General features: G+C 59.9%; 25 protein-coding genes, 4 tRNA genes and 1 pseudogene. 20 read left to right on the top strand and 10 right to left on the bottom strand.

Annotated features, from left to right (window positions below; genetic code table 11):
• Nucleotides 1–133: 133 nt before the first annotated feature.
• The 10 genes from accD (at nt 134) to BM017_RS27115 (ending at nt 7,769) form a co-directional block, all read left to right on the top strand.
• Nucleotides 134–1,054: an acetyl-CoA carboxylase, carboxyltransferase subunit beta gene (gene accD / locus BM017_RS27070; RefSeq protein ID WP_025856447.1), complete on the top strand. Its 921-nt coding sequence runs from the start codon at nt 134–136 to the stop codon at nt 1,052–1,054.
• Nucleotides 1,051–2,358 (top strand): bifunctional tetrahydrofolate synthase/dihydrofolate synthase, encoded by a 1,308-nt coding sequence (gene folC, locus BM017_RS27075; RefSeq protein WP_092250356.1) that lies wholly within the window; start codon nt 1,051–1,053, stop codon nt 2,356–2,358. The genes accD and folC overlap by 4 nt, the downstream gene beginning before the upstream one ends.
• Nucleotides 2,342–3,001 carry an SPOR domain-containing protein gene (locus BM017_RS27080; RefSeq protein WP_092250359.1) on the top strand — a complete coding sequence of 220 codons (660 nt, stop codon included), beginning with the start codon at nt 2,342–2,344 and terminating at the stop codon, nt 2,999–3,001. The genes folC and BM017_RS27080 overlap by 17 nt, the downstream gene beginning before the upstream one ends.
• A gap of 113 nt (nt 3,002–3,114) precedes the next feature.
• Nucleotides 3,115–3,672, top strand: a complete 558-nt coding sequence (locus BM017_RS27085; RefSeq protein ID WP_003192538.1) for a CvpA family protein — start codon at nt 3,115–3,117, stop codon at nt 3,670–3,672.
• 41 nt (nt 3,673–3,713) lie between these two features.
• Nucleotides 3,714–5,219, top strand: coding sequence for an amidophosphoribosyltransferase (gene purF, locus BM017_RS27090; protein WP_058426877.1), 1,506 nt, complete (start codon nt 3,714–3,716; stop codon nt 5,217–5,219).
• A gap of 65 nt (nt 5,220–5,284) precedes the next feature.
• Complete coding sequence (locus BM017_RS27095; RefSeq protein WP_071492215.1) at nt 5,285–6,496, top strand: O-succinylhomoserine sulfhydrylase; 1,212 nt, start codon at nt 5,285–5,287, stop codon at nt 6,494–6,496.
• Between the two features lie 11 nt (nt 6,497–6,507).
• Complete coding sequence (locus tag BM017_RS27100) at nt 6,508–7,272, top strand: SDR family oxidoreductase (RefSeq protein WP_092250362.1); 765 nt, start codon at nt 6,508–6,510, stop codon at nt 7,270–7,272.
• A gap of 107 nt (nt 7,273–7,379) precedes the next feature.
• Nucleotides 7,380–7,455, top strand: a tRNA-Val gene (locus BM017_RS27105).
• A 55-nt stretch (nt 7,456–7,510) separates the two neighbouring features.
• Nucleotides 7,511–7,587: transfer RNA gene (locus BM017_RS27110), tRNA-Asp, on the top strand.
• 105 nt (nt 7,588–7,692) lie between these two features.
• A tRNA-Asp gene (locus BM017_RS27115) sits at nt 7,693–7,769 on the top strand.
• A 162-nt stretch (nt 7,770–7,931) separates the two neighbouring features.
• On the opposite strand, the gene BM017_RS27120 is transcribed toward BM017_RS27115, so the two are convergent.
• On the bottom strand, nt 7,932–9,215 hold the full coding sequence (locus BM017_RS27120; protein ID WP_092250365.1) for an NAD(P)/FAD-dependent oxidoreductase: 1,284 nt from the start codon (nt 9,213–9,215) through the stop codon (nt 7,932–7,934).
• Nucleotides 9,216–9,399: 184 nt separating this feature from the next.
• Between BM017_RS27120 and BM017_RS27125 the strand changes: the two genes are divergently transcribed.
• The 4 genes from BM017_RS27125 (at nt 9,400) to pcp (ending at nt 12,228) form a co-directional block, all read left to right on the top strand.
• A tRNA-Val gene (locus tag BM017_RS27125) sits at nt 9,400–9,476 on the top strand.
• A gap of 439 nt (nt 9,477–9,915) precedes the next feature.
• On the top strand, nt 9,916–10,632 hold the full coding sequence (locus BM017_RS27130) for a DUF969 domain-containing protein (protein WP_092250368.1): 717 nt from the start codon (nt 9,916–9,918) through the stop codon (nt 10,630–10,632).
• Entirely contained in the window at nt 10,629–11,579 is a 951-nt protein-coding gene (locus BM017_RS27135) for a DUF979 domain-containing protein (RefSeq protein ID WP_071492205.1), read from the top strand. Before BM017_RS27130 ends, BM017_RS27135 begins: the two co-directional genes overlap by 4 nt.
• Nucleotides 11,580–11,586: 7 nt before the next feature.
• Complete coding sequence (gene pcp, locus BM017_RS27140) at nt 11,587–12,228, top strand: pyroglutamyl-peptidase I (protein WP_092250371.1); 642 nt, start codon at nt 11,587–11,589, stop codon at nt 12,226–12,228.
• Between the two features lie 15 nt (nt 12,229–12,243).
• On the opposite strand, the gene BM017_RS27145 is transcribed toward pcp, so the two are convergent.
• The 5 genes and pseudogenes from BM017_RS27145 to BM017_RS27165 form a co-directional block, all read right to left on the bottom strand.
• Entirely contained in the window at nt 12,244–12,468 is a 225-nt protein-coding gene (locus tag BM017_RS27145; RefSeq protein WP_058426270.1) for a hypothetical protein, read from the bottom strand.
• Nucleotides 12,469–12,592: 124 nt separating this feature from the next.
• Nucleotides 12,593–13,993 (bottom strand): heavy metal sensor histidine kinase, encoded by a 1,401-nt coding sequence (locus tag BM017_RS27150; RefSeq protein WP_092250374.1) that lies wholly within the window; start codon nt 13,991–13,993, stop codon nt 12,593–12,595.
• Nucleotides 13,990–14,661, bottom strand: coding sequence for a heavy metal response regulator transcription factor (locus BM017_RS27155; RefSeq protein WP_071492202.1), 672 nt, complete (start codon nt 14,659–14,661; stop codon nt 13,990–13,992). Before BM017_RS27155 ends, BM017_RS27150 begins: the two co-directional genes overlap by 4 nt.
• 42 nt (nt 14,662–14,703) lie before the next feature.
• Nucleotides 14,704–14,949 (bottom strand): DUF2790 domain-containing protein, encoded by a 246-nt coding sequence (locus BM017_RS27160; RefSeq protein ID WP_071492201.1) that lies wholly within the window; start codon nt 14,947–14,949, stop codon nt 14,704–14,706.
• Between the two features lie 111 nt (nt 14,950–15,060).
• Nucleotides 15,061–15,537, bottom strand: a pseudogene (locus tag BM017_RS27165) (alpha/beta fold hydrolase); the annotation flags it as partial.
• A gap of 136 nt (nt 15,538–15,673) precedes the next feature.
• Between BM017_RS27165 and BM017_RS27170 the strand changes: the two are divergent.
• Nucleotides 15,674–16,351, top strand: coding sequence for an HAD family hydrolase (locus BM017_RS27170; protein WP_092250378.1), 678 nt, complete (start codon nt 15,674–15,676; stop codon nt 16,349–16,351).
• Between the two features lie 516 nt (nt 16,352–16,867).
• Here BM017_RS27170 and csrA read toward each other — a convergent pair.
• A complete protein-coding gene (gene csrA, locus BM017_RS27180) occupies nt 16,868–17,062 on the bottom strand; it encodes a carbon storage regulator CsrA (protein WP_058426265.1) in 195 nt (64 codons plus the stop codon).
• A 263-nt stretch (nt 17,063–17,325) separates the two neighbouring features.
• Between csrA and BM017_RS27185 the strand changes: the two genes are divergently transcribed.
• Nucleotides 17,326–17,691 carry a penicillin-binding protein activator LpoB gene (locus tag BM017_RS27185; protein WP_092250381.1) on the top strand — a complete coding sequence of 122 codons (366 nt, stop codon included), beginning with the start codon at nt 17,326–17,328 and terminating at the stop codon, nt 17,689–17,691.
• A gap of 31 nt (nt 17,692–17,722) precedes the next feature.
• Here the strand turns inward: BM017_RS27185 and BM017_RS27190 are convergent, their stop codons facing one another.
• The 3 genes from BM017_RS27190 to BM017_RS27200 all read right to left on the bottom strand — a co-directional run bounded on the left by BM017_RS27190 (nt 17,723) and on the right by BM017_RS27200 (nt 19,928).
• Nucleotides 17,723–18,412: an endonuclease gene (locus BM017_RS27190; RefSeq protein WP_092250384.1), complete on the bottom strand. Its 690-nt coding sequence runs from the start codon at nt 18,410–18,412 to the stop codon at nt 17,723–17,725.
• Nucleotides 18,413–18,416: 4 nt separating this feature from the next.
• Nucleotides 18,417–18,668, bottom strand: a complete 252-nt coding sequence (locus BM017_RS27195; protein ID WP_083351486.1) for a DUF1654 domain-containing protein — start codon at nt 18,666–18,668, stop codon at nt 18,417–18,419.
• A gap of 171 nt (nt 18,669–18,839) precedes the next feature.
• On the bottom strand, nt 18,840–19,928 hold the full coding sequence (locus tag BM017_RS27200) for an asparaginase (protein ID WP_071492194.1): 1,089 nt from the start codon (nt 19,926–19,928) through the stop codon (nt 18,840–18,842).
• A gap of 552 nt (nt 19,929–20,480) precedes the next feature.
• Between BM017_RS27200 and BM017_RS27205 the strand changes: the two genes are divergently transcribed.
• The 4 genes from BM017_RS27205 to BM017_RS27220 are packed head-to-tail and all read left to right on the top strand — an operon-like array spanning nt 20,481 to nt 25,049.
• Nucleotides 20,481–21,437: a sugar ABC transporter substrate-binding protein gene (locus BM017_RS27205; protein WP_092250390.1), complete on the top strand. Its 957-nt coding sequence runs from the start codon at nt 20,481–20,483 to the stop codon at nt 21,435–21,437.
• A 58-nt stretch (nt 21,438–21,495) separates the two neighbouring features.
• Nucleotides 21,496–23,049, top strand: a complete 1,554-nt coding sequence (locus BM017_RS27210) for a sugar ABC transporter ATP-binding protein (protein WP_071492193.1) — start codon at nt 21,496–21,498, stop codon at nt 23,047–23,049.
• On the top strand, nt 23,046–24,023 hold the full coding sequence (locus BM017_RS27215; protein ID WP_017528200.1) for an ABC transporter permease: 978 nt from the start codon (nt 23,046–23,048) through the stop codon (nt 24,021–24,023). Before BM017_RS27210 ends, BM017_RS27215 begins: the two co-directional genes overlap by 4 nt.
• A gap of 3 nt (nt 24,024–24,026) precedes the next feature.
• The gene (locus BM017_RS27220) at nt 24,027–25,049 is read left to right on the top strand and encodes a LacI family DNA-binding transcriptional regulator (protein WP_092250393.1); all 1,023 of its coding nucleotides are present in this window, start codon (nt 24,027–24,029) and stop codon (nt 25,047–25,049) included.
• The last annotated feature ends 23 nt before the right edge of the window (nt 25,050–25,072 follow it).

The raw sequence follows: 25,072 nt of genomic DNA on the forward strand, positions 1-25,072 counted from the left end.
GGCTGAGGATACAGGCAGGAAAAGGCCGGTCGAACGTCTGACCCCGTCCAGCCTGTGTCATCGCCATATATGAATTTAGCTCAAGGGCATACGCGGGGCTGTGTTCAAGCCACCGGTACTGGAGAAAGAAAGCATGAGCAACTGGTTAGTAGACAAACTGATCCCTTCGATCATGCGTTCCGAGGTGAAGAAAAGCTCGGTTCCTGAAGGTCTGTGGCACAAGTGCCCGTCCTGCGACGCGGTGCTGTACCGCCCGGAGCTGGAAAAGACCCTGGACGTTTGCCCCAAGTGCAACCACCACATGCGTATCGGCGCCCGCGCCCGCATCGACATCTTCCTCGACGCCGAAGGCCGTAACGAGTTGGGCGCCGACCTGGAGCCGGTTGACCGTCTGAAGTTCCGTGATGGCAAGAAGTACAAGGACCGCCTGACCGCTGCGCAAAAGCAGACCGGTGAGAAAGACGCCCTGATTTCCGTCAGCGGCAAGCTGCTGGGCATGCCGGTCGTGGTGTCGGCATTCGAGTTCTCCTTCATGGGTGGCTCCATGGGCGCCATCGTCGGTGAGCGCTTTGTCCGCGCCGCCAACTATGCCCTGGAAAACCGTTGCCCGATGATCTGCTTCGCGGCCTCCGGTGGTGCGCGCATGCAGGAAGCCCTGATCTCCCTGATGCAAATGGCCAAGACTTCTGCGGTCCTGGCACGCCTGCGTGAAGAAGGCATCCCGTTCATCTCCGTGCTGACCGACCCGGTCTACGGCGGCGTTTCCGCCAGCCTGGCGATGCTGGGTGACGTGATCGTCGGCGAGCCCAAGGCGCTGATCGGCTTTGCCGGCCCGCGCGTGATCGAGCAGACCGTGCGTGAAAAACTGCCGGAAGGTTTCCAGCGCAGCGAGTTTCTGCTGGAGCACGGTGCGATCGACCTGATCATCCCGCGCGGTGAGCTGCGTCCACGCCTGGGCAACCTGCTGGCGCAAATGATGGGCCTGCCGACTCCGGTGTACGTCGCGCCTAAAGTCGAGCCGATCGTCGTGCCGCCGGTGCCTGCAAACCTATGACCCAACGTACCCTGGGCGAGTGGCTCGCCTACCTTGAGCAGTTGCATCCGTCCGCCATCGACATGGGCCTGGAGCGCTCGCAACAGGTAGCGGCCCGCCTCGGGTTGGGCCGCCCGGCGCCGCGAGTGATCACGGTGACCGGCACCAACGGCAAAGGCTCTACCTGTGCCTTTGTCGCGGCGCTGCTGCAGGCCCAGGGGCTGAAAGTCGGCGTCTACAATTCCCCGCACCTGCTGCGTTATAACGAGCGGGTGCAGCTCAATGGTGTCGAAGCCACGGATGAGCAACTCTGCGAAGCCTTCGCCGCACTCGATGCGGGCCGGGGCGAGATCTCCCTGACTTACTTCGAGATGGGCACCCTGGCGGCGTTCTGGCTGTTCGAGCGTGCGCAACTGGATGTGGTCGTACTGGAAGTCGGCTTGGGTGGGCGCCTGGATACGGTCAACGTGGTGGATGCCGATTTGGCGTTGATCACCAGTATTGGCGTGGACCACGCCGACTATCTTGGCAATACCCGTGAGTCCGTGGCCTATGAAAAGGCCGGGATCTTCCGCCAGGGCAAGCCGGCGTTATGTGGTGATATCGACCCTCCGCACACCTTGCTGGACAAGGTGCGTGAGCTGGATTGCCCATTTTTCCTGCGTGGCCGCGAATTCAATCTCGAGATCGGCGCCTTTGACTGGCAGTGGCGTGGGCGTGATGCCCGTGGCCAGGTTGTCGAGCTGAGCGGCCTGCCGCTGCTGAATCTACCGATGGAAAACGCCGCGCTCGCGCTGCAAGCCTATCTGCTGCTGGATCTGCCGTGGAATGCCGAACAGATCGCGGCCACCTTGCTGGCGACTCGCGTGGTAGGGCGTCTGGACCGACGTGAATTCGAATGGCAGGGCAAGCGCCTGAACCTGCTGCTGGACGTGGGGCATAACCCCCATGCGGCCGAGTACCTGGCGCAGCGTCTGTCACGTACGCCGCCGGTCGGTCGTCGCTTGGCCGTGTTTGGTCTGCTGGCCGACAAGGACCTGGAAGGGGTGGTCGCGCCCTTGCTGGGCAGTGTCCAGGCCTGGGCCGTCGCGCCGCTGGATACACCGCGCAGCCGCCCGGCCACCGAGCTGGAAGCGGCCTTGCAGAACCTTGCTGCGCCGGTGACGTCGTATGCAAGCGTGACCGATGCCCTTGAAGCACAGTGCGCCATTGCCACGCCCGACGATGAGATTCTGTTGTTCGGGTCATTTTATTGTGTTGCCGAGGCGCTTGAGTGGTTAGCCCGGCGCTCCACGGAGGAAGCTGCACATGGCATTACTGGATAGCGCATACAAGCAGCGAATGGTCGGTGCCCTGGTGCTGGTGGCATTGGCGGTGATCTTCCTGCCAATGCTGTTTTCTCGCCAGGATGAAGAGCGTCAGGTCGTTGTCGAGGCACCGGCCGCGCCCCAGGCGCCCACGGTGCCTCAGGTGCAGGTTGAGCCAGTGGTGGTTCCAGAGCCTCAGGCCTTGCCGGAGGAGGAACCGGTGCCGACTGATGCTCAGGTAGCCGCACAGCAAGCGCCGTCGATGCCGGTGCAGCCGAGCGTGCCGGTGGTCAAGCCGGCGCCCGCGCCGACCGTAGCGGCCAAGCCTGCTGCGCCGGCACCTGCGCCCAAGCCGGTAGCGCCGCAGCCCGCCGCGCCGGGCAAGCCGGATGTCGGCCAGAGCCGCATCGATCCGAATGGCTTGCCGATCAGTTGGTCGATCCAGGTGGCCAGCCTGGGCAGCCGCGAGGGCGCCGACGCGTTGCAAAAGAAGCTGCGTAGCCAAGGCTACAACGCCTATATCCGTAGTGCCGATGGCAAGAACCGGGTGTTTATCGGGCCGCTGATCGAGCGTGCCGAGGCAGACCGCCTGCGGGATTTGCTGGATCGCCAGCAGAACCTCAAGGGTTTCGTGACCCGGTTCCAGCCTGAGCGGGGTTGAAAGCGGATTTGCTCGTCCCAAACTACTGATTTGCAAGGCAGCCACAATCACAGCTTACCGATAGCCCGACGCTCTGCTAAAATGCGCCGCCTCATCTGTCCGTAGGCTCCAACGTGCCATTTACCTGGGTTGATTGGGCGATTGTTGCAATCGTCGCCATCTCCGCTTTGATCAGTCTAAGCCGCGGCTTCGTCAAAGAAGCACTGTCGTTGCTGACCTGGATCATCGCAGGAGTCGTAGCCTGGATGTTCGGTGGTTCATTGTCGGTCTACCTGGCCGGATACATCGAGACACCTTCGGCTCGCGTCATCGCGGGCTGCGCCATCATGTTCATCGCCACGCTGCTGGTGGGGGCAATGGTCAATTATCTTATTGGCGAGTTGATACGTGTCACCGGCCTCTCCGGGACCGATCGATTTCTCGGCATGGCCTTCGGCGCCGCGCGTGGCGCGTTGCTGGTGGTCGTGGCGGTCGGGCTCTTGAGCCTGGGGCCGGTACAGCAGGATTCGTGGTGGCAGGAGTCGGTACTCGTGCCAAAATTTCTATTGGTTGCAGACTGGTCCAAGAACCTCATTCTGGGGTGGAGCAGTCAGTGGCTGGCCAGCGGAATCAGCGTACCCGCTGATCTTCCGTTCAAGGAACACCTCTTGCCGGCCAAAACGCCTCAGTAAGTTGTGTTCAGTCAAGATTCATTAAGTAGGGGTTGCGTCGCATGTGTGGCATCGTCGGTATCGTCGGTAAGTCGAACGTCAATCAGGCGCTGTATGACGCGCTAACCGTCCTCCAGCACCGCGGCCAGGACGCTGCCGGTATTGTGACCAGCCACGACGGCCGGTTATTCCTGCGCAAGGACAATGGTCTGGTACGTGACGTGTTCCATCAGCGTCACATGCAGCGCCTGGTCGGGCATATGGGCATTGGCCATGTGCGTTATCCGACTGCCGGTAGCTCGACGTCGGCCGAAGCTCAACCTTTCTACGTCAACTCGCCTTACGGCATCACCCTGGCGCACAACGGCAACCTGACCAACGTTGAACAACTGGCCAAGGAGATCTACGAATCTGACCTGCGCCACGTCAACACCAGTTCCGACTCGGAAGTGCTGCTCAACGTGTTCGCCCACGAGCTGGCCCAGCGTGGCAAGCTGCAGCCGACCGAAGAAGACGTATTCGCCGCCGTTACTGACGTGCATAACCGTTGCGTCGGTGGTTACGCGGTAGTGGCCATGGTCACCGGCTATGGCATCGTCGGTTTCCGTGACCCGCACGGCATCCGCCCGATCGTGTTCGGCCAGCGTCACACCGACGAAGGCGTCGAGTACATGATCGCTTCCGAAAGTGTGTCCCTGGACGTGCTGGGCTTCACCCTGATTCGCGATCTTGCGCCGGGCGAAGCGGTGTACATCACTGAAGACGGCAAGCTGCACACCCGTCAGTGCGCCGTGGCGCCGAAGCTCACCCCGTGCATCTTCGAACACGTCTACCTGGCGCGTCCGGATTCGATCATCGACGGCGTTTCGGTCTACAAGGCGCGTCTGCGCATGGGCGAGAAGCTGGCCGAGAAGATCCTGCGCGAGCGCCCGGAGCACGACATCGACGTAGTGATCCCGATCCCGGACACCAGCCGCACCGCCGCGCTGGAACTGGCCAATCACCTGGGCGTCAAGTTTCGCGAAGGCTTCGTGAAGAACCGCTACATCGGCCGCACCTTCATCATGCCGGGCCAGGCAGCGCGCAAGAAGTCGGTACGCCAGAAGCTCAATGCCATCGAGCTGGAATTCCGCGGCAAGAACGTGATGCTGGTGGATGACTCCATCGTGCGCGGCACCACCTGCAAGCAGATCATCCAGATGGCCCGCGAAGCCGGTGCGAAGAACGTGTACTTCTGTTCCGCAGCGCCTGCCGTGCGTTACCCGAACGTGTACGGCATCGACATGCCGAGCGCCCACGAGCTGATCGCACACAACCGTTCGACACAGGACGTGGCCGACCTGATCGGCGCCGACTGGTTGATCTACCAGGACCTGCCAGACCTGATCGAAGCGGTCGGTGGTGGCAAGATCAAGATCGAGCAGTTCGACTGCGCGGTGTTCGACGGCAAGTACGTGACAGGCGACGTTGACGAGGCCTACCTGAACAAGATCGAGCAGGCGCGCAACGACTCGTCGAAGATCAAGACCCAGGCGGTCAGCGCGATCATCGACCTTTACAACAACTGAGTGACAACCGGCCCTGAGGGGCCGGTTTTGTATCTTAAATAAAGAATTGAGTAAGGAGTGGCAGCATGAGTCAGGAATGGGATGCCGGTCGGTTGGACAGCGACCTCGATGGCGTAGCTTTCGATACCCTGGCTGTGCGCGCCGGCCAGCACCGCACCCCGGAAGGTGAGCACGGTGATCCGATGTTCTTCACCTCCAGCTACGTGTTCCGTACTGCGGCCGATGCCGCTGCGCGCTTTGCCGGCGAAGTGCCGGGCAACGTGTATTCGCGTTACACCAACCCGACCGTGCGTGCGTTCGAAGAGCGTATCGCGGCGCTGGAAGGCGCTGAGCAGGCGGTTGCAACGGCGACCGGCATGGCCGCCATCCTGGCGGTGGTGATGAGCCTGTGCAGCGCTGGTGACCATGTGCTGGTGTCGCGCAGCGTGTTCGGGTCGACCATCAGCCTGTTCGAAAAGTATTTCAAGCGTTTCGGCATCGAAGTCGATTACGTGCCCCTGGCGGATCTGTCCGGCTGGGATGGGGCGATCAAGGCCAACACCAAGCTGCTGTTCGTCGAGTCGCCGTCCAACCCTCTGGCCGAACTGGTGGATATCGCTGCGTTGTCCGAAGTGGCGCACGCCAAGGGCGCAATGCTGGTGGTGGACAACTGCTTCTGCACTCCGGCGTTGCAACAGCCGTTGAAGCTGGGCGCGGATATCGTTGTGCACTCGGCCACCAAGTTCATCGATGGCCAGGGCCGTTGCATGGGTGGTGTGGTGGCGGGTCGCAGCGAACAGATGAAGGAAGTCGTCGGCTTCCTGCGCACCGCTGGCCCGACCTTGAGCCCGTTCAACGCCTGGATCTTCCTCAAAGGCCTGGAAACCCTGAGCCTGCGCATGAAGGCCCATTGCGCCAACGCCCAGGCCCTGGCCGAATGGCTGGAGCAACAGGACGGCATCGAGAAGGTGCACTACGCCGGCCTCAAGAGCCACCCGCAACACGAATTGGCTCAGCGTCAGCAGCGCGGTTTCGGTGCTGTGGTGAGTTTCGAAGTGAAGGGCGGCAAAGAGGGCGCCTGGCGCTTTATCGATGCGACACGCCTGATCTCCATCACCGCCAACCTGGGTGACAGCAAAACCACCATTACCCACCCGAGCACCACGTCTCACGGCCGCCTGGCGCCGCAGGAGCGTGAGGCGGCCGGTATTCGTGACAGTCTGATCCGCATTGCGGTAGGCCTGGAAGACGTGACGGACTTGCAGGCTGATCTGGCTCGCGGGTTGGCGGCCTTGTGATCGAGTGGTCCATGGAAGTCGCAGCCGCCAGTAACGGGCGTGTCGCGCTGGTGACGGGCGCGGCGCGAGGCATTGGCCTCGGGATTGCCGCGTGGCTGATCAGTGAGGGTTGGCAAGTGGTGTTGACCGACCTGGACCGCGAGCGCGGTTCCAAGGTGTCCAAGGTGTTGGGCGAGAATGCCTGGTTTATCAGCATGGACGTGGCCGACGAGAAGCAAGTCGCCCAGGGGGTCGCCGAGGTGTTGGGGCAGTTCGGGCGCCTGGACGCGTTGGTCTGCAACGCGGCGGTGGCCGACCCGCGCAACATCACGCTGGAAAGCCTGGACCTGGCGTACTGGAATCGGGTGCTGTCGGTGAACCTCAGTGGGCCGATGTTGCTGGCCAAGCACTGTGCGCCGTATCTGCGTGCCCATGGCGGCGCTATCGTCAACCTGGCGTCGACGCGGGCTCGCCAATCGGAGCCTGACACCGAGGCCTATGCCGCGAGCAAGGGCGGCTTGCTGGCCCTGACACACGCCCTGGCGATGAGCCTGGGGCCGGAAGTGCGGGTCAACGCGGTCAGCCCCGGCTGGATCGATGCGCGGGATCCGGCGGCCCGGCGTGCCGAGCCCTTGAGTGACGCCGATCACGCCCAGCACCCTGCGGGCAGGGTAGGTACGGTGGAAGACGTGGCGGCAATGGTGGCGTGGCTGCTGTCGCGCCAGGCGGGGTTTGTTACCGGGCAAGAGTTTGTCGTGGATGGCGGCATGAGCAAGAAGATGATTTACAGCGAGTAGGGTGGATAGCTGTCTTGAAGCAATTTTGTCTTTTTCAGAAAAACTTCAAGCGGGCTATTGACTTAGGTCCGCTACCTGCGTAAATTTCGCGGCCTCAACGAAGCAAAGGGTGATTAGCTCAGCCGGGAGAGCATCTGCCTTACAAGCAGAGGGTCGGCGGTTCGATCCCGTCATCACCCACCACTTCTTGAGAGTTTTGCTTCAGGGCAAGACGCAACGTTAAAGGTTGCACCGACGCGCAGCGGTAGTTCAGTCGGTTAGAATACCGGCCTGTCACGCCGGGGGTCGCGGGTTCGAGTCCCGTCCGCTGCGCCATATTTTCCAGGTTCGATGTGTCGGACTTGAGATTGAACAGCCAAGGCTGATCGATCAGATGTTTAAAGACGGTTGAAGCCTTATGTTCAGCCGGTCAAGCGATACGCAGCGGTAGTTCAGTCGGTTAGAATACCGGCCTGTCACGCCGGGGGTCGCGGGTTCGAGTCCCGTCCGCTGCGCCATATCTGTCTCAAGGCCCACTGAACGCCTTGAAGCACAAAGCGAGCCTCTGGCTACTTTGATCCGATAGCAAAGACCCTGGTCGAAAGACCGGGGTTTTTTGTGTCTGTGATTTGATAAGTGCGACCTGTAGGAGCCTGCAAACGGGCTCCTACAGGTTCGAGTCAGAATCCCAATTTGTCGCGTAGCCCGTAGTACCAGGCACCCATTGCCGCAAATGGTGTGCGCAACAGTTGCCCACCCGGGAACGGGTAGTGCGGCAGGTCGGCAAACGCGTCAAAACGCTCTGCCTGGCCTCGCAGTGCCTCTGCCAGTACCTTGCCCGCCAGGTGCGTATACGTCACGCCATGGCCGCTGCAGCCCTGTGAGTAGTAGATGTTGTCGCCCAGGCGACCCACCTGCGGCAAACGCGACAGGGTCAGCAGGAAATTGCCGGTCCAGGCGTAGTCTATCTTCACGTCCTTGAGTTGCGGGAAGGCCTTGAGCATCTTCGGGCGGATGATCGCTTCGATATTCGCCGGGTCGCGCGCGCCATACACCACGCCGCCGCCGAAGATCAGACGCTTGTCGCGCGTGAGGCGGTAGTAGTCGAGCAGGTAGTTGCAGTCTTCGACGCAGTAATCCTGCGGCAGCAAGGTTCTCGCCAGCTCATCGCCCAAGGGGGCGGTGGTGATCACTTGTGTGCCGCACGGCATGGACTTGGCGGCCAACTCCGGCACCAGGTTGCCCAGGTAGGCATTCCCCGCGACGATGATGAACTTGGCCCTGACCTTGCCCTCGGCGGTATGCACCACCGGGTTGGCGCCGCGTTCGATACGCACGGCAGCGGATTGCTCGTAGATCGTGCCGCCCAGGGACTCCACGGCGGCCGCTTCGCCGAGTGCCAGGTTGAGTGGGTGGATGTGCCCCGCGCTCATGTCCAGCAGCCCGCCGACGTAGTTGTCACAGGCCACTACTTCGCGAATACGGCGTTCGTCCAGCAGCTCCAGTTGGGTGTGGCCGTAGCGCTCCCATAGACGCTTCTGTGACTCCAGATGGCCCATGTGCTTACTGTTGAGCGCGGCGAAAACACCACCATCCTTCAGGTCGCACTGAATCTGATACTTGGCCACCCGCTCGCGAATGATCTTGCCGCCTTCAAACGCCATCTGCCCCAGCAGTTGCGCCTGCCTGGGGCCGACACTGCGCTCGATTACATCAATATCACGGCTGTAGCTGTTGACGATCTGCCCGCCATTGCGGCCCGAGGCGCCAAACCCCACCTTGGCGGCTTCCAGCACCGTCACGCGAAAACCGCTCTCCAGCAGGAACAGGGCGCTGGAGAGGCCGGTGTAGCCGGCGCCGATCACGCACACATCGGTTTCGACGTCGCCTTGCAGGACTGGACGAGGTGGAGCTGCATTCGCGGAAGCGGCGTAATACGACTGGGGGTAGGGGGTGTTCGCCATCCTGGAACCTCTGTTTTATATTTTTTACGAGTGCGCCGATCCTACCTGAGTTGAAAATTGCCTGCCAGCCACCCGAAATCCGCAGGTGTACCCCACGCAAATAAAAAATTCGCATATTCATAGGGTTAGCTGCAAAAAAGATGTTGACACCCCTCCGGAATTCCGTAGAATGCCGCCTCACAGCAGGCACGTAGCTCAGTTGGTTAGAGCACCACCTTGACATGGTGGGGGTCGTTGGTTCGAGTCCAATCGCGCCTACCAAACAAAATCCGCTCTGCTGGGCGGTCTAGAAGGGCTCACCGAAAGGTGGGCCCTTTTTTGTTGGTGCGATTTGCAAGGTTTTTTGCAAAACCCTCCAGATGCTTCCGGGTCATGGCCGGCGGGTAAGAGGGGGGCGTCATCGGTTTACTCGCTCAGGCCTCAGAAACAAGCGGCGCTGAGATGCGTGAGTCCCTGCGGGGCTATCCACTCTCGCTACATGCACGATGTTCAACCACCCACAAAATTTATTGGTTCGCAGCAACAATTTTTCTTGTTGGACACCTCCCGCCCCCAGGCAGCAAAGTTGCGGCCACTGACGCTCGACCTTCTGGGTCAACAATAAAAAACCGAGCCGACTGCACGCCACTTCCTGCTGTGAACCCTTTGTTCACATCCTGCTGTAATGGCGCCGCAGCGCGCACTTAAGGACCTCACCGCCATGCAAACTGTTGTGAACTTATGGCCGTTGATCGGCGTACTGGTGATCGTGGTTGGCTTTGTATTGCGTATCAACCCTCTGTTGGTGGTCACCGCCGCCGCTATCGCCACCGGGCTTGCCGCCCATTTCCCCCTGGAAAAAATCCTCGCCACCATGGGCGATGGCTTCCTTCAGACTCGTGCCCTGCAATTGATTCTGTTGCTGCCCCTGGCGGTCATTGGACTGCTGGAGCGGCATGGGCTGCGCCTGCATGCGCAGAATTGGATTGCACGGTTCGAGCGCGCCACGGTCGGGCGCTTGTTGATCATCTATCTGTTTGTACGCGAGTCCACGGCCGCCATGGGCTTGACCAGCCTGGGCGGGCATCCGCAGATGGTGCGTCCGCTGCTGGCGCCGATGGCTGAAGGTGCAGCGGAAAAACGCTACGGCAAACTTCCCGAAAAACTGCGTCATAAAGTGCTGGCGATGTGCGCGGCAACTGACAATGTCGGCCTGTTTTTTGGTGAGGATATCTTTGTCGCCTTCGGTGCAATCGCCTTGATGCACACCTTCCTGCTGGGCTCGGGGATTGATGTGGAGCCGCTGCATATTGCGGTATGGGGGATTCCTACGGCGATCTGCGCCTTCATCATTCACGCGATCCGCCTGCATCGGTTTGACCGAAGGCTCGCCCGAGAGATGACGCCGGCCGCTGCACCCGTGGAGGCCGCACAATGATTATTTCCATTCAATACCTGTACTGGCTGGCCGGGGTTCTGCTGCTGATCACGGCGGGCATGATCCTGATGGATCGCACCCATCCCAAACGCTGGACCAGTGCATTGTTCTGGCTGTTGTTCGCCATTCCATTCCTGATCGGTGAGCGTCTGCCGTCGGTGGCTATCGGGGTAGGCATAGTGGTCATGGCCTTGATAGCCGGCATGGGCGGCGTCGGCCGAGGCAAGCATGCCGAGCTGCACGACAAAGCATCCCGTGCCAGCGCTGGTCGCCTGGGGCACAAGCTGTTCATCCCGGCGTTGGCGATCCCGCTGACCACGGTGATCGGATCGGTGTTGCTCAAGCACACCGAGATCGGCGGAGTGCCATTGCTGGACCCGAAAAACACGACCTTCGTTTCTCTCGGTATCGGCTGCCTGATCGCCCTTGGCCTGGCGTGCTGGTTGACCCGTGATACGCCGGTGCAGGCCTTGCGTGAATCCCGTCGCCTGACTGAAGCGCTTGGCTGGGCCATGGTGCTGCCGCAGATGCTGGCAATGCTGGGCTTACTGTTCAACGAAGCCGGGGTTGGTACGGCTGTCGCGCACGTCACCACTACCTATATCAACCTTGATTTCAAGTTGGTGGCGGTGATCGTCTATGTGCTGGGCATGGCGTTGTTTACGGTGATCATGGGGAATGGCTTTGCAGCTTTTCCTGTAATGACCGGCGGTGTCGGCGTGCCGGTGTTGGTGGGTATCTATGGCGGTAACCCCGCGGTGATGGCGGCGATCGGTATGTTCTCCGGCTACTGCGGTACCCTGATGACCCCGATGGCAGCCAACTTCAATATCGTTCCGGCGGCGTTGCTCGAGCTGCCGGACAAGAATGCGGTAATCAAGGCCCAGCTTCCGACCGCGTTGATGATGCTGGTGGTCAATATTGTGCTGCTTTATCTGTTGATGTGAGGCCGTGATGCAAATTGTACTGCTGACGGGTTTCGAGCCCTTTGATCAAGACCGGGTGAACCCCTCCTGGGAAGCCGTGCGCCAACTGGACGGCGTGCGACTGGGAAGCGATGTGCAGATTGTTGCGCGATTGCTGCCTTGCGCATTTGCCACGGCGGGCGCGTGCCTGACCGGGCTGATCGACGAGTTGCACCCTGCGATGGTGATTGCGACTGGCCTGGGGCCTGGGCGCAGCGATATCTCAGTCGAACGGGTGGCGATCAATATCAATGATGCACGCATCCCCGATAACCTCGGGGAGCAGCCTATCGATACGGCTGTCGTAGCCTGCGGCCCGGCGGCCTACTTCACGACCTTGCCGATCAAGGCGATGGTCAAGGCTGTGCGCGACGCGGGAGTCGCGGCCTCGGTATCGCAGACGGCTGGGACATTTGTGTGTAACCAGGTGTTTTATCTGTTGCAGCATGCGCTCGCAGGTTCTGGGGTACGCAGTGGGTTTATCCACGTACCTTTTCTGCCAGAGCAGGTGGCAGATTCACAGCGGCCCTCAATGGCGTTGGATACGTTGGTTGCGGGGCTGCAGACAGCTGTGCTGGCGGCGTGGCAAACACCGGTAGATGCAGAGGAAGCGGGCGGGCAGGTCAGCTGATCGGCCCGACGCTCCTCAAATCGCAAACAGTCGGGTAAGCCCGAAGGTGATAGCGCAAGCCAGGCCTGTCATGGCGAATGCGGTTGCCACGTACCATTTGATAAGGTTCAGTTCAGTAGTTGCCAGGTCTGCCTTGGAAGCGAAGTGCTTGTCCATGGCATCTGCCTTGCTCGAAACGGTGATCAGCTTCTCATTCATTTCAGCCAGCCCCTTTTCCAGTAAACCTAATCGCATTTCCATTTCAGGATCTCCATAATTTTACCGCTGCCGGCTCTCCCTTGAGCCCCTTGGGAAGCGAGACTAGTCTGGCTTGCGACCAGTGTTAAGAGACAAACCTTTGCAAAATAACACCGGGCGTTTGCGCTCAATCTTCCCGTCTAGGAAAGAACAACTCAAAACACGTCACACCTGCCTCACTGCTTACGCTGTACCGCCCGTTATGCAGTTGCATGATGGTTGCCACAATCGATAATCCCAACCCGTTGGACTGTGCAGAACGTTCCCGTGACTCATCCACCCGGTAAAACCGTTCGAACAGCCGCGGCAGATGCTCGGCGGCGATGGTCTCGCCTTGATTGCTGACCCTCAGGTGAATGCCATCGGCGCTTGGCACGGCGCGGATCTCCAGCTCGGTACCTGGCGCACCATATTTGATGGCGTTGGCGCACAGGTTCGCCAAGGCCCTGCGCAGCAGCATTGGCTCCGCCCAGATCACGCCTTCACCTTCGGCGTGAATGCTGATATCCACATCACCCGCCAAGCCCTCAAAGTACTCGGCGATGCGTTCCACCTCGTCCCAGGCACTGAGTTCCTGGCGTTGCCGCAAAGCACTGGCCGGGTCGGTGCGCGCGAGGAACAGCATGTTATCGAGCATCCGCGCCAGGCGTTCAAGCTCTTCCACATTGGACGCCAACAACTGCTGATAACTTTCAATGCTGCGGTGCTGTTGCAGGGCGACCTGGGTTTCCCCCAGCAAATTGTTGATGGGTGTGCGCAGCTCGTGGGCCATGTCGGTGGACACCTGACCCAGTTGGACAAAGCCCTTGGCCAGCCGCTCAAGCATGGTATTGAATGAATCAATCATCGGCAGCAGTTCCTTAGGCGCACCGTGGCTGTCGAGGCGTTCGGCGAGGTTGCCGACGCCAATGCCTTGAGCGTGCCGGGCCAGGCGTCGCAACGGTAACAGCCCGCGATGAACCAGCAGGTAGCCGACCAGGGCCAGGATGATTGCGGCAACGCTCGCCAGGATATAAACGCTCAGTCGATAGCTGGCGAGTACGCTGGTGCGCTCGGTCATCAGGCGCCCCGTGGTGACTTGCAGGCTGCCCAGGTCGCCGGAGTCGATGGACGCGGCGACGGTGGCGAAGGGTACGCCGTTGATGCTGGGAAAATGGTGTACGTCGGCGAGCGTCAGTTCGTGGTTCTTGGGGACCGGGGGTATGGAAGGCAGGTCGATATTGCCGGGATTGACCGTCAGCAATGGCTTCTGTCCTGGCGCGGCGATGCTCAGTACCGATTCGCGGTTGCCGAGCATGTTCTGGAACAACTCCGGCTTGGTCTTGATCAGGTCCAGGGTGTTGCTGTCATTGAGCAGGTTGCGCAACTGATCGATGCGGTAGATCAAGGCCGCGTCGTCACGCATGATCAATTCCCGCTCCAGTTCGCGATACAGCGCCACACCGAGGGTCGCCAGCAGGGCGAAGGCGAGCAGGGCGAAGATCAACGCCAGACGCAGGGTCAGGGAGTAATGACGGCGTGTGTTCATGGCTGGGTATCGAAACGGTAGCCGATGCCACGCACGCTGTGGATCAGCTTGAGCTGGAACGGGTCGTCGATTTTCAGGCGCAGGCGCCGTACGGCCACGTCGACCACGTTGGTGTCGCTGTCGAAATTCATGTCCCACACCCGCGAGGCGATCAGCGAGCGGGACAGCACCTGGTCCTGATGAGTGGCGAACAGGTGCAGCAAGGCGAACTCTTTGTTGGTCAGGGTGATGCGGGTGCCGGCGCGGGTGACACGGCGTTTGAGCACGTCGATTTGCAGGTCGGCGATCTGCAGCTGTTCCTCCTCGCGGCTTGGGCCGCGACGGGTCAGGGTTCGCAAACGTGCCACCAGTTCGGCGAAGGAAAAAGGCTTGATCAGGTAATCATCTGCACCCAGCTCCAGGCCCTTGATGCGGTCGGCAATGTCGTCGCGAGCCGTCAGGAAAAGTACCGGCGTATCCGCTTCCTTTCGCAGGCGGCGCAGCACCTCCCAGCCGTCCATTTTCGGCATCATCACATCCAGCACGATCACGTCGAACGCTGTTTCCAGGGCCTGGTGCAAACCGTCCACGCCGTCACGGGCGAGGCTGACGGAGTAACCCAGTTCCTGCAGGCCGTTGAGCAGGTAATTGCCGGCCTTGGGTTCGTCTTCGACTACAAGAATGTTCATGGAAAGTGCCCTGTCTCAATGCGTGGCGCAAGTGTAGCCCGATCAATTGTCGCTGGCGCAACCGATGCCCTGGACCTGGTAGTCCAACACATGTTCGCGACCCTGGCTGTCCAGGTAGTCGAGGCGCGCCGGGACGATGCCGCATTGGCCGTAGGTGTCGGTGCTCGACAGCACTTTGGCCACATCCAGGTGCACGAAGAAGCCGGTTTTGTCATGGATCACAGGTTCTGCGGCAAGCACGGAACCGGTAGCGAGCAGAGCGGTAAAACCGAGGACAAACAGTTTCATGGTGGTATCTCTCTTAAAGGGTTAGCTGCCAGATCGTGACAGTGAGTTCACGGTAACCAGGCACCCCGAACAGCCAACCAACAGGATGATGACAAGTTTGTAATGCACGGCTCAGGGCTGGCGGCCAGAGGCCTCGAGGATCAGGTCGGTGATTTCCTTGGCGTGGGACACCAGCGACAGGTGGCTCGAAGGCAGCTCGATGGTGGTGGCGTTCATGCGCTTGGCGAGGAAGCGCTCCAAGTCCGGCTTGATGGTCTGGTCATTCGCCGACACTGCATACCAGGAAGGCTTGGTGTGCCAGGCGGCGTTGACGGTGCGACCGCTGAACAGGGTCTTGGCGATGGGCTGCTGCACGGCGTACAGCTCCATGGCCTTGGCATGCGGCACATCGCCGGCAAAGTATTTGAGGAAGGCCTCCTGGCTCAGGGTGAGGTAGCCGTCGTGGTCTTCAACGCCGGCCCGCACCGGCATGCTTGGATACTTTGCCGAGAGCGCGACAAAGTCCTCATTGGCGTCAGGCGCGCGGGCGGCCACGTACACCAGGGCGCTGACCTTCGGGTTGGCCCCGGCGTCGACTCCACTGTATGAAGTGAGGGTGCTGGTAAGACTTACCGCTCCATTACAAACCTGTAATGCAATCGACCTCGGTAGCGTTTACAAGCACCGAGGTGATCCGTAGATTGCATCGGGCCTATCATTTTTCCGCCCATGAGGAATTCGCTCAGTGTCTATCCGAGCTTCAGCCGTGTTCAATCGCCGTTACCGTGCCTTTTTGTTTGATATGGATGGGACCTTGCTCAACTCCATTGCCGCTGCCGAGCGGGTGTGGAGCATCTGGGCTGAACGTCATGGGCTGGATGTGGCGGCTTTTTTGACGACTATTCACGGCGCCCGCGCGATCGACACCATCACACGCCAGGCATTGCCGGGCGTCGATCCCGAGGTTGAAGCGCAGTGGATCACCGAGGCTGAAATCAATGATGTCGAAGGTGTTGTGGCGATTTCCGGCGCCGTGGCGTTTCTGAACCGCCTGCCGGGTGATCAATGGGCGTTGGTCACTTCTGCCCCCAGGGAGTTGGCGTTGCGCCGACTGCAAGCAGCGGGCATTGCGCCGCCGGCGGTATTGGTGACGGCTGAAGACGTGGCCGTCGGCAAGCCGAATCCGGCTTGTTACGTTTTGGGGGCGCAACGCCTGGGTGTGCCGGTGCAGGAATGCCTGGTGTTTGAAGATGCGCCGGTGGGTATTCGTGCGGGAGAGGCCGCAGGCGCGGATGTGATGGTCGTGACGTCGACGCATCACACGCCTATGGCCACTGACCACCCTTCGATAGACGGGTACCAGCAGTTGGACGTACAGCGTGACGCAGATGGCTTGTTGTACTTGCAGAGTCGGACGGGCTGATACGAAAAGGCCAAACTCGCGCTGTGACGCTGTTGATAGGGGGGCTGCTAGCGATGAGCGCGATGTCACTGACGCGTTTGCCGGCACAACCTGCGTTGTACGGACTTCTGGATGGGTTTGAGACAAAACAGGAACAAGTACCCGCAAAGCAGCAGCGCCAAGTCCAGCCCCGAATGAGGAGCGGCGGAGCCGGAGCCTTCGATTGCATACTTCAAACCATAGGCCAGCCCTGCGAAGACCCATCCTATCGATAAGGCGATCATCCAAGACGTGTAGGCAAATGGCGGTGGGGGCCTGGGCCGCATCGACATGCTCCTGAATGCACGCGGATAGCTGAGTGTCAGTCAGAAGATTCGGCTGAGAATGAAACAACAAGTTCCGGGCGTGAAGACAGTTTCATCTTTCCATGAAGATGAACGTATTGGTGGCGTCAGTCACGCAGCAATGACAAGAGCGGTGTGAAGAGGTTTTCGCCAGCCATTACAGTGCACGAAAGGGCTGGCTACTGAGGGCGCTTCAAGGCGTCTGGTTTTTGTCCGGGGCAGTCAAACCGGCCTGGATGCGCTGGTAGATCTCCTCGCGATGCACGGCAACATCCTTGGGTGCGTTGATGCCGATTCTTACTTGCTGGCCGCTGACGCCCAGGATGGTGACCGTGATGTCATCACCGATGTTTATGCTTTCACCAACTTTGCGGGTGAGTATCAGCATGGACTTCTCCTTGATTACTTTTAAGGACACATGTTTCAGACAGGGCAGGTGTCGGATGTGTGTAGCTTACTGCTAAGCGCTTCCCTGTGACTGCCTCTTTTTAGGACGCATAGAGGCGACATTAATTCCCATGGCGGCATCATACAGGTCTGCGATACATGATTCGCATTGTTTAAGCCAATGTTTATGACGGCCAGAATAGACAGTGAATGATAAAGTCGCCTCTTTATCTTTAAAGGAGCAGGGCAGTGCGTAAAGTAGCGATGGCAATGGCGGTGTTGGCATTGGCCGGTTGCGGTGAGGACAAACGCGTGGAGGCCCCCAGGAGCAAGCCTGTCGTGACCGAAAACCAGCCTCGAACCGGCGCGATTGCTGCCCAGGAATGGGACGTGTGGGTCGGGCCGCCGGACCACAAGCTACAGGCCATCACCGACCTTACGGCCTGGTTGCTGGAGCATGGTTTCAACTTTTACATCGTGAAGGTTGACGGCAAGGACGAAGTCCTGCTGGGGCCGTTCGCGACCAAGGCTGAAGCGCAGGCCAAGCAGGCACTGCTCAACGAGAAAATGGCGCGCGCCAAGAAAACCGATACCGAATCGCAGGTTATCGAGCACAAGGCGGCACAGTAACGCGCCGGGTGGGCGGGAGTTTCGCCCATTTTCAACTACAGGCTTTCAGATTCACCGGGCCGACAAACTCATTGCCGCGCCCCATCACACACGCCACTGTCTGGTTACGCTGGCGCTCCCAGGCCTGCACCGGGTAGGTCTTGTTCCAGGCTTCGTACAACTGGCGATCCTGTTTCGACAGTCGCAAGCCGTACTGTTTGCTCATATAAAAATAGGTGCGGGCGATCATCCCCCGGATGGAAGGGCGCGGCATGACCTTCTTGGTCTTGAAATCCACTTGAGTCAGGCAAGACCCATACTGCCCGCTTTGTACCGGCAGCCAGCCAAAACTGAAGTTATTACGGTCACCGTTGACCTCACCGATGCTGGGTACCAGGTTGTGCAGGTCCGCTTCGGCACGCTTGAACACGTCATCATGGCGCGTGCAGTTCTTACGCCCACCGTCCTGCCAGCATTGGCGCTGATGCCCGATCTGCCAGGCGGGAACAATGTGCTCCCATTCGATTCGTGCGGCACGATTGGCGTTTTTGCGGGGGATGTAGCCACAGGCTTTCAAGTCCACGCGATTGCCCGTGTACTTGCAGCCGCAATAGAACTCGGTGGATTGTGGCGCGTAGAGCTTCCAGGCGATTTTCTTGGCTTCACTGAACGTGCGTGGCGCCTGGGCGTGGGCGGTGACAGCAAAAAACAGGCAGCAAACCGCGATAAAACGGACACTCATTGAATCAATCTTCCTTCGGTACAACCCAGAAAATCTGTACGCCACCGTCGTCACGATAGGCGAGGGTGACGTTGTCGTTCTCTGCTATTTCCTCCAGCAACCGCGCCCATTCATCCTCGGGCTCGTCCGGCAAACGGAAGATCAACGCCGCCTTGGCTTTCTGGGCGTTGGTTGAATTGATGATCTTTTGCACGCGAATAGCCAGGCGTTCGTAGGCATCAGGTGCGGTTGGCACTGCGGAAGAGGACTTTGCCACGGAGTATTCCTTAATAAGCTGTACGCACATACAGTATTTAACTGTAGGCGATTTCGCAACTACTTAAAATTCAAGAAGTTCGTCTTACAGCAATTCAGGCAATTGGGTGTAGGGCGGGGCGGGATGGTGCAGGAGCGAGCATGCTCGCTCCTGCAGGGGGACAGTCAGGAATCAATATTCCCAGAACATGCGCTGCAGCTCTTTGCTGTCTTGGGTCTTGGTCAAGGCGACCATGGCCAGGATGCGGGCTTTCTGCGGGTTCAGGTCGAGTGCAGCCACCCAGTCGTATTTGTCGTCAGGCTGTTCGGCGTTGCGCAGAACCATGCCACCGGCATTCACGTGGGAAGAGCGAATGATCTGTACACCCTGTTTGCGCAGTTCCACCAGGGCAGGTACGACTTTGGAGGACACGGAGCCGTTGCCAGTGCCGGCGTGGATGATGGCTTTGGCGCCTGCTTGAGCCAGGGCCTTGTAGGCAGTGTCGCTCACGTTGCCGTAGCCATAGGCGATCTCGACGTCCGGCAGGCTCTTGATGTTCTTGATATCGAATTCCGAATCCATGGTGTGACGCTTGGCCGGCAAGCGGAACCAGTAGGATTTGCCTTCAACCACCATGCCCAGTGGGCCCCATGGGCTCTTGAACGCTTCGGTCTTGATATTGATCATCTTGCTGACGTCGCGACCCGACTGGATCTCGTCGTTCATGGTGACCAGCACGCCTTTGCCGCGTGCATCCTTGCTGCCGGCCACGGCCACAGCGTTGTACAGGTTGAGCATGCCGTCCGCCGACATGGCGGTGCCTGGTCGCATGGAGCCGACCACCACGATTGGCTTGTCGGTTTTCTCCACCAGGTTCAGGAAGTAGGCGGTTTCTTCCAGGGTGTCGGTACCGTGGGTGATCACGATGCCGTCCACATCCTTGCTGTCGGCCAGTTCGGCGACGCGGCGACCCAGTTGCAGCAGGTTGTCATTGTTGATGCTTTCGGACGCAATTTGCATCACTTGCTCGCCACGCACATTGGCGATCTGGCTAAGCTCAGGAACACCAGCGATCAATTGCTCGATACCGACTTTCGCTGCCTGGTAGGTGGCGCTGTTGGCTGCGCTGGCGCCGGCGCCGGCAATGGTACCGCCGGTGGCGAGGATCACCACGTTGGACAGTTTGGTCTTGGTTTCAACTTCCTTTGCCTGGGCGGCAACGGGGAACAACAGCAGGAGGGCTAACGCGCCCGGAACAAAAGTCTTCAGTGCAGATTTCATTATTTTTCTCTCTGGTTTTTGATGAGTGCTGTAGCAGGTTCATCTAGAACACCCGTGCGGTTCTGAATGCCACGAGGTGATGAGGTAGAGCAGGATCTGTACCAGGCTCAGCGTGAACGCTAAAACAATTTAAATTATTGATTTATAACAGTTAATATTGATTTTTCGGGCTTATTGATCATGTCGGTGTCCGGCTTTCCGAACATCGGACCGCATTGCGTTCGGTTGTCCGAAAAGTTGACCGCCAGGCTTTTGAGGATGCATGAATGATGCATTCCAGCCTGTCGTTTCAGAGAACGATCGGAAGTGTGTGATGTTTAGCTGCATCTATGCCCAAGCGTGCGGGAGGGCCTGGATGAAAGGCTGTTTTCAACCGTTGACAAATCTCGACAAGGTTCTCATAGTTTGAACAACGCAAACGTTTGCGAGATGTTTCACGGAGTACTCATTGAGTAGCGTGACAGCTCGTATCAGTCCCCCGGGTGGGAAGGCTGCCGAAGGGGTCTTCGGTGCAAGCGTTGCTCACAATAATCATAAGATCGGAGTGAAACCATGAAGCTGCCATTCGCTGGACGTCTTCTTGCTGTCGCTGTGCTTGCCGCCGCATCCGCTGCCCTGCCTCTCTCCTCTGCATTTGCCGATGACGCCGCCAAACCCAAGGTCGGCCTGGTTATGAAATCCCTCGCCAATGAATTTTTCGTCACCATGCAGGACGGTGCCAAGACGTATCAGAAAGAGCACGCCGCCGATTTCGACATGATCACCAACGGGATCAAGAACGAAACCGACACCAGCGCGCAGATCGATATCGTCAACCAGATGATCCTCGCCAAGGTCAACGCCATCGTGATCGCGCCTGCTGATTCGAAGGCACTGGTCACCGTGCTGAAGAAGGCCTCCGATGCCGGTATCAAGGTCGTCAACATCGATAACCGCCTCGACCCGGATGTGCTTAAAAGCAAGAACCTCGATATCCCATTCGTAGGCCCGGACAACCGTAAAGGCTCGAAACTGGTGGGTGACTACCTGGCCAAGCAACTGGCCTCGGGTGACAAGGTCGGCATTATCGAAGGTGTGCCGACCACCACCAACGCCCAGCAACGTACCGCAGGCTACAAGGATGCGATGGACGCTGCCGGCATGAAGATTGTGTCCACTCAATCCGGCAACTGGGAAATCGACCAGGGCCAGAAAGTGGCGTCCGCCATGCTGAGCGAATACCCGGACCTCAAGGCCCTGCTGGCCGGTAACGACAACATGGCCCTGGGCGCGGTCTCCGCCGTGCGTGCGGCAGGCAAAGCCGGCAAGGTGCTGGTCGTAGGCTACGACAACATCGAAGCCATCAAGCCGATGCTGCAGGACGGTCGTGTGCTGGCGACCGCCGACCAGGCCGCTGCCAAGCAAGCCGTGTTCGGTATCCAGAATGCGCTCAAGCTGGTCAAGGGTGAGAAAGTCGATGCCAAGGACGGCGTGATCGAGACCCCGGTCGAACTCGTCCTCAAGAAGTAATTCCGGCAATACCCCAACAGCGCCCGCTCGTCCTGGGCGGGCGCCTGGAGATTTTCCTATGTCATCTTCCGCCCCGAACGCTGTCCTCTCGGTCAGCGGTATCGGCAAGACCTATGCCCAACCGGTTCTGTCCGACATCACCCTGACGCTCAATCGTGGGGAAGTGCTGGCGCTGACCGGTGAAAACGGCGCAGGCAAAAGTACCTTGTCGAAGATCATCGGCGGGCTGGTCACGCCGACCACCGGGCAGATGCAGTTCAACGGCCAGGATTATCGCCCTGGCAGCCGCACCCAGGCTGAAGAGCTGGGCGTGCGCATGGTCATGCAGGAACTCAACCTGCTGCCGACGCTGACCGTTGCCGAAAACCTGTTCCTGGATAACCTGCCCAGCCACTGCGGCTGGATCAGCCGCAAGCAACTGCGCAAGGCGGCGGTCGAGGCCATGGCCCAGGTCGGGCTGGACGCTATCGACCCTGACACTCTGGTTGGCAGCCTGGGCATTGGTCATCAGCAAATGGTCGAAATCGCACGCAACCTGATCGGCGATTGTCACGTACTGATCCTTGACGAACCCACGGCCATGCTCACGGCCCGTGAAGTCGAGATGCTGTTCGAACAGATCACCCGTCTGCAGGCCAGGGGCGTGGCGATCATCTATATTTCGCACCGGCTGGAAGAACTTGCCCGTGTTGCCCAGCGCATTGCGGTACTGCGCGACGGCAAGCTGGTCTGTGTCGAGCCGATGGCCAATTACAACAGCGAGCAACTGGTCACCTTGATGGTGGGGCGCGAGCTGGGCGAGCACATCGACCTGGGCCCGCGAACCATCGGGGGGCCGGCGCTGACCGTAAAAGGCCTGACCCGCTCGGACAAGGTCCGCGACGTGTCCTTTGAAGTGCGTGCGGGCGAGATCTATGGCATCTCCGGCCTGATCGGTGCCGGCCGTACTGAATTGTTGCGCCTGATCTTCGGCGCCGACCTGGCCGACAGCGGCACCGTGGCGCTCGGTTCGCCGGCCCAGGTGGTGAGCATCCGCTCGCCCGTGGACGCGGTAGGCCACGGCATTGCCCTGATCACCGAAGACCGCAAGGGTGAAGGGCTGCTGCTGACCCAGTCCATCAGCGCCAACATCGCCCTGGGCAATATGCCGGAAATCTCTGGCGGTGGGGTGGTCAACAGCCGCGACGAAACCGCCTTGGCCAAGCGTCAGATTGACGCCATGCGCATCCGCAGTTCCAGTCCGGCGCAGTTGGTCTCCGAACTGTCCGGCGGTAACCAGCAGAAGGTGGTGATTGGCCGCTGGCTGGAGCGCGACTGCTCGGTGATGCTGTTCGACGAGCCAACCCGCGGCATCGACGTGGGTGCCAAGTTCGATATTTATGCCTTGCTGGGCGAGTTGACCCGCCAGGGCAAAGCGCTGGTGGTGGTGTCCAGCGACCTGCGTGAGCTCATGCTGATCTGCGATCGCATCGGTGTATTGTCCGCCGGGCGCTTGATCGAGACGTTCGAGCGCGACAGCTGGACCCAGGATGAATTGCTCGCCGCCGCCTTCGCCGGCTATCAGAAACGTGATGCGCTGCTCAACGACGCAGTGCTTAGGGATACCCCATGAAAACCACAACCTCCCCTGGCAAGACCGGCGGCAACTTCTATGGCCTGGGTACCTACCTGGGTCTTGCGGGTGCCTTGCTGGCGATGATTGCGCTGTTCTCGGTGCTCAGCGATCACTTCCTGTCCTATGACACCTTCAGTACCCTGGCCAACCAGATTCCGGACCTCATGGTGCTGGCGGTGGGCATGACTTTCATCCTGATCATCGGCGGGATCGACCTGTCGGTGGGCTCGGTGCTGGCACTGGCTGCATCGGCCGTCAGCGTGGCGATCCTCGGCTGGGGCTGGAGCGTGTTGCCGGCTGCCGTACTGGGCATGGGCTGTGCGGCCTTGGCCGGCACCATCACCGGCTCGATCACCGTGGCCTGGCGCATTCCGTCGTTTATCGTCTCCCTCGGCGTGCTGGAAATGGCCCGGGGCGTCGCCTACCAGATGACCGGCTCGCGCACCGCCTACATCGGGGATTCATTTGCCTGGCTGTCCAACCCGATTGCCTTTGGTATCTCGCCGTCGTTCATCATCGCGTTGCTGGTGATCATCGTCGCGCAGCTGGTGTTGACCCGTACTGTGTTTGGTCGTTACCTGATCGGTATCGGCACCAACGAAGAGGCCGTGCGCCTGGCGGGGATCAATCCAAAGCCCTACAAGATCCTGGTGTTCAGCCTCATGGGCCTGCTGGCCGGCGTGGCGGCGCTGTTCCAGATTTCGCGCCTGGAAGCGGCGGACCCGAACGCCGGCTCCGGCCTGGAGCTGCAAGTGATTGCGGCTGTGGTGATCGGCGGCACCAGCCTGATGGGCGGGCGCGGCTCGGTAATCAGTACTTTCTTTGGTGTGTTGATTATTTCGGTACTGGCGGCTGGCCTGGCGCAGATCGGTGCCACGGAACCGACCAAGCGCATCATCACCGGTGCCGTGATCGTGATTGCCGTGGTACTCGATACCTACCGCAGCCGGCGCGCCAGTCGGCGGGGTTGAACCATGGCAACCATCAAGGATGTGGCAGCGCTTGCGGGTATTTCCTACACCACGGTGTCCCATGTGGTGAACAAGACCCGCCCGGTCAGTGAGCCGGTGCGTATCAAGGTTGAAGCGGCGATCAAGCAGCTCGACTACGTGCCCAGTGCCGTCGCGCGCTCACTCAAGGCCAAGACCACGGCCACCATCGGTTTGCTGGTGCCCAACAGCCTCAACCCGTATTTTGCAGAACTGGCTCGCGGCATCGAGGATTACTGCGAGCGTAACGGCTACTGCGTCATCCTGTGCAACTCCGACGACAACGCTGAAAAGCAGCGCAACTATTTGCGCGTGTTGCTGGAAAAGCGCATCGACGGCTTGATCGTCACATCGGTGGGCGGCGATGACAGTGGCCTCGCCGCCGGCTTGAGCGCAGTGCGCACGCCCATGGTGATCGTCGACCGGGCGCTGGATGGCATTGATGTGGACCTGGTGCGCATCGATCACGAGGAGGGCGCCTACCTGGCGACCCGGCACCTGCTCGAATTGGGCCATCGCGACATTGCTTGCATTGGCGGCCCTGCCCATACCCGTGTCGCGCAAATGCGTTTGGCGGGTTTTTACCGTGCGCTGCGCGAGGCCGGTGCCGAAGTGGCCGCCAACCGCACCCAGGAAAGCGATTTCACCAGCACGGGCGGTTATGCCGCCGCTGTGCAATTGCTGGCGCAAAACCCGCCCAGTGCGATTTTTGCCAGCAACGATATGATAGGTTTCGGCGTATTGCGTGCAGCGGCAGAGCGCAATATTCGCGTACCCGGCGAGCTGTCGGTGATCGGTTTCGATGACATTCAAATGAGCCGTTACGTCTACCCGGCGCTGACCACGGTCGGGCAGTCGATCGTGCAACTGGGCGAGACGGCCGCCGAGCTTTTACTGCGAAGAATTGCAACACCCCAAATGCCATTCGATCAACGCATCGTGACGCCGAGCATCGTGTTGCGTGAGTCGACGGCACCTGTCTCCGGTACGTTCGCCCAATACCGCTGAACCGAATTGATGAGTACTGATGT

The organism is Pseudomonas sp. NFPP04, from assembly GCF_900113815.1.
Taxonomy (GTDB): Bacteria; Pseudomonadota; Gammaproteobacteria; order Pseudomonadales; family Pseudomonadaceae; genus Aquipseudomonas; species Aquipseudomonas extremorientalis.

Coding starts and splice junctions, on each gene's coding strand:
- BM017_RS27205 (WP_092250390.1), top strand. CDS start 20,481: ATGAAGCTGCCATTCGCTGGACGTCTTCTTGCTGTCGCTGTGCTTGCC.
- BM017_RS27210 (WP_071492193.1), top strand. CDS start 21,496: ATGTCATCTTCCGCCCCGAACGCTGTCCTCTCGGTCAGCGGTATCGGC.
- purF (WP_058426877.1), top strand. CDS start 3,714: ATGTGTGGCATCGTCGGTATCGTCGGTAAGTCGAACGTCAATCAGGCG.
- pcp (WP_092250371.1), top strand. CDS start 11,587: ATGCAAATTGTACTGCTGACGGGTTTCGAGCCCTTTGATCAAGACCGG.
- BM017_RS27120 (WP_092250365.1), bottom strand. CDS start 9,215: ATGGCGAACACCCCCTACCCCCAGTCGTATTACGCCGCTTCCGCGAAT.
- csrA (WP_058426265.1), bottom strand. CDS start 17,062: ATGCTGATACTCACCCGCAAAGTTGGTGAAAGCATAAACATCGGTGAT.
- BM017_RS27100 (WP_092250362.1), top strand. CDS start 6,508: ATGGAAGTCGCAGCCGCCAGTAACGGGCGTGTCGCGCTGGTGACGGGC.
- BM017_RS27145 (WP_058426270.1), bottom strand. CDS start 12,468: ATGGAAATGCGATTAGGTTTACTGGAAAAGGGGCTGGCTGAAATGAAT.
- folC (WP_092250356.1), top strand. CDS start 1,051: ATGACCCAACGTACCCTGGGCGAGTGGCTCGCCTACCTTGAGCAGTTG.
- BM017_RS27080 (WP_092250359.1), top strand. CDS start 2,342: ATGGCATTACTGGATAGCGCATACAAGCAGCGAATGGTCGGTGCCCTG.
- BM017_RS27160 (WP_071492201.1), bottom strand. CDS start 14,949: ATGAAACTGTTTGTCCTCGGTTTTACCGCTCTGCTCGCTACCGGTTCC.
- BM017_RS27130 (WP_092250368.1), top strand. CDS start 9,916: ATGCAAACTGTTGTGAACTTATGGCCGTTGATCGGCGTACTGGTGATC.
- BM017_RS27155 (WP_071492202.1), bottom strand. CDS start 14,661: ATGAACATTCTTGTAGTCGAAGACGAACCCAAGGCCGGCAATTACCTG.
- BM017_RS27135 (WP_071492205.1), top strand. CDS start 10,629: ATGATTATTTCCATTCAATACCTGTACTGGCTGGCCGGGGTTCTGCTG.
- BM017_RS27095 (WP_071492215.1), top strand. CDS start 5,285: ATGAGTCAGGAATGGGATGCCGGTCGGTTGGACAGCGACCTCGATGGC.
- BM017_RS27200 (WP_071492194.1), bottom strand. CDS start 19,928: ATGAAATCTGCACTGAAGACTTTTGTTCCGGGCGCGTTAGCCCTCCTG.
- BM017_RS27215 (WP_017528200.1), top strand. CDS start 23,046: ATGAAAACCACAACCTCCCCTGGCAAGACCGGCGGCAACTTCTATGGC.
- BM017_RS27185 (WP_092250381.1), top strand. CDS start 17,326: ATGGCAATGGCGGTGTTGGCATTGGCCGGTTGCGGTGAGGACAAACGC.
- BM017_RS27190 (WP_092250384.1), bottom strand. CDS start 18,412: ATGAGTGTCCGTTTTATCGCGGTTTGCTGCCTGTTTTTTGCTGTCACC.
- BM017_RS27150 (WP_092250374.1), bottom strand. CDS start 13,993: ATGAACACACGCCGTCATTACTCCCTGACCCTGCGTCTGGCGTTGATC.
- accD (WP_025856447.1), top strand. CDS start 134: ATGAGCAACTGGTTAGTAGACAAACTGATCCCTTCGATCATGCGTTCC.
- BM017_RS27220 (WP_092250393.1), top strand. CDS start 24,027: ATGGCAACCATCAAGGATGTGGCAGCGCTTGCGGGTATTTCCTACACC.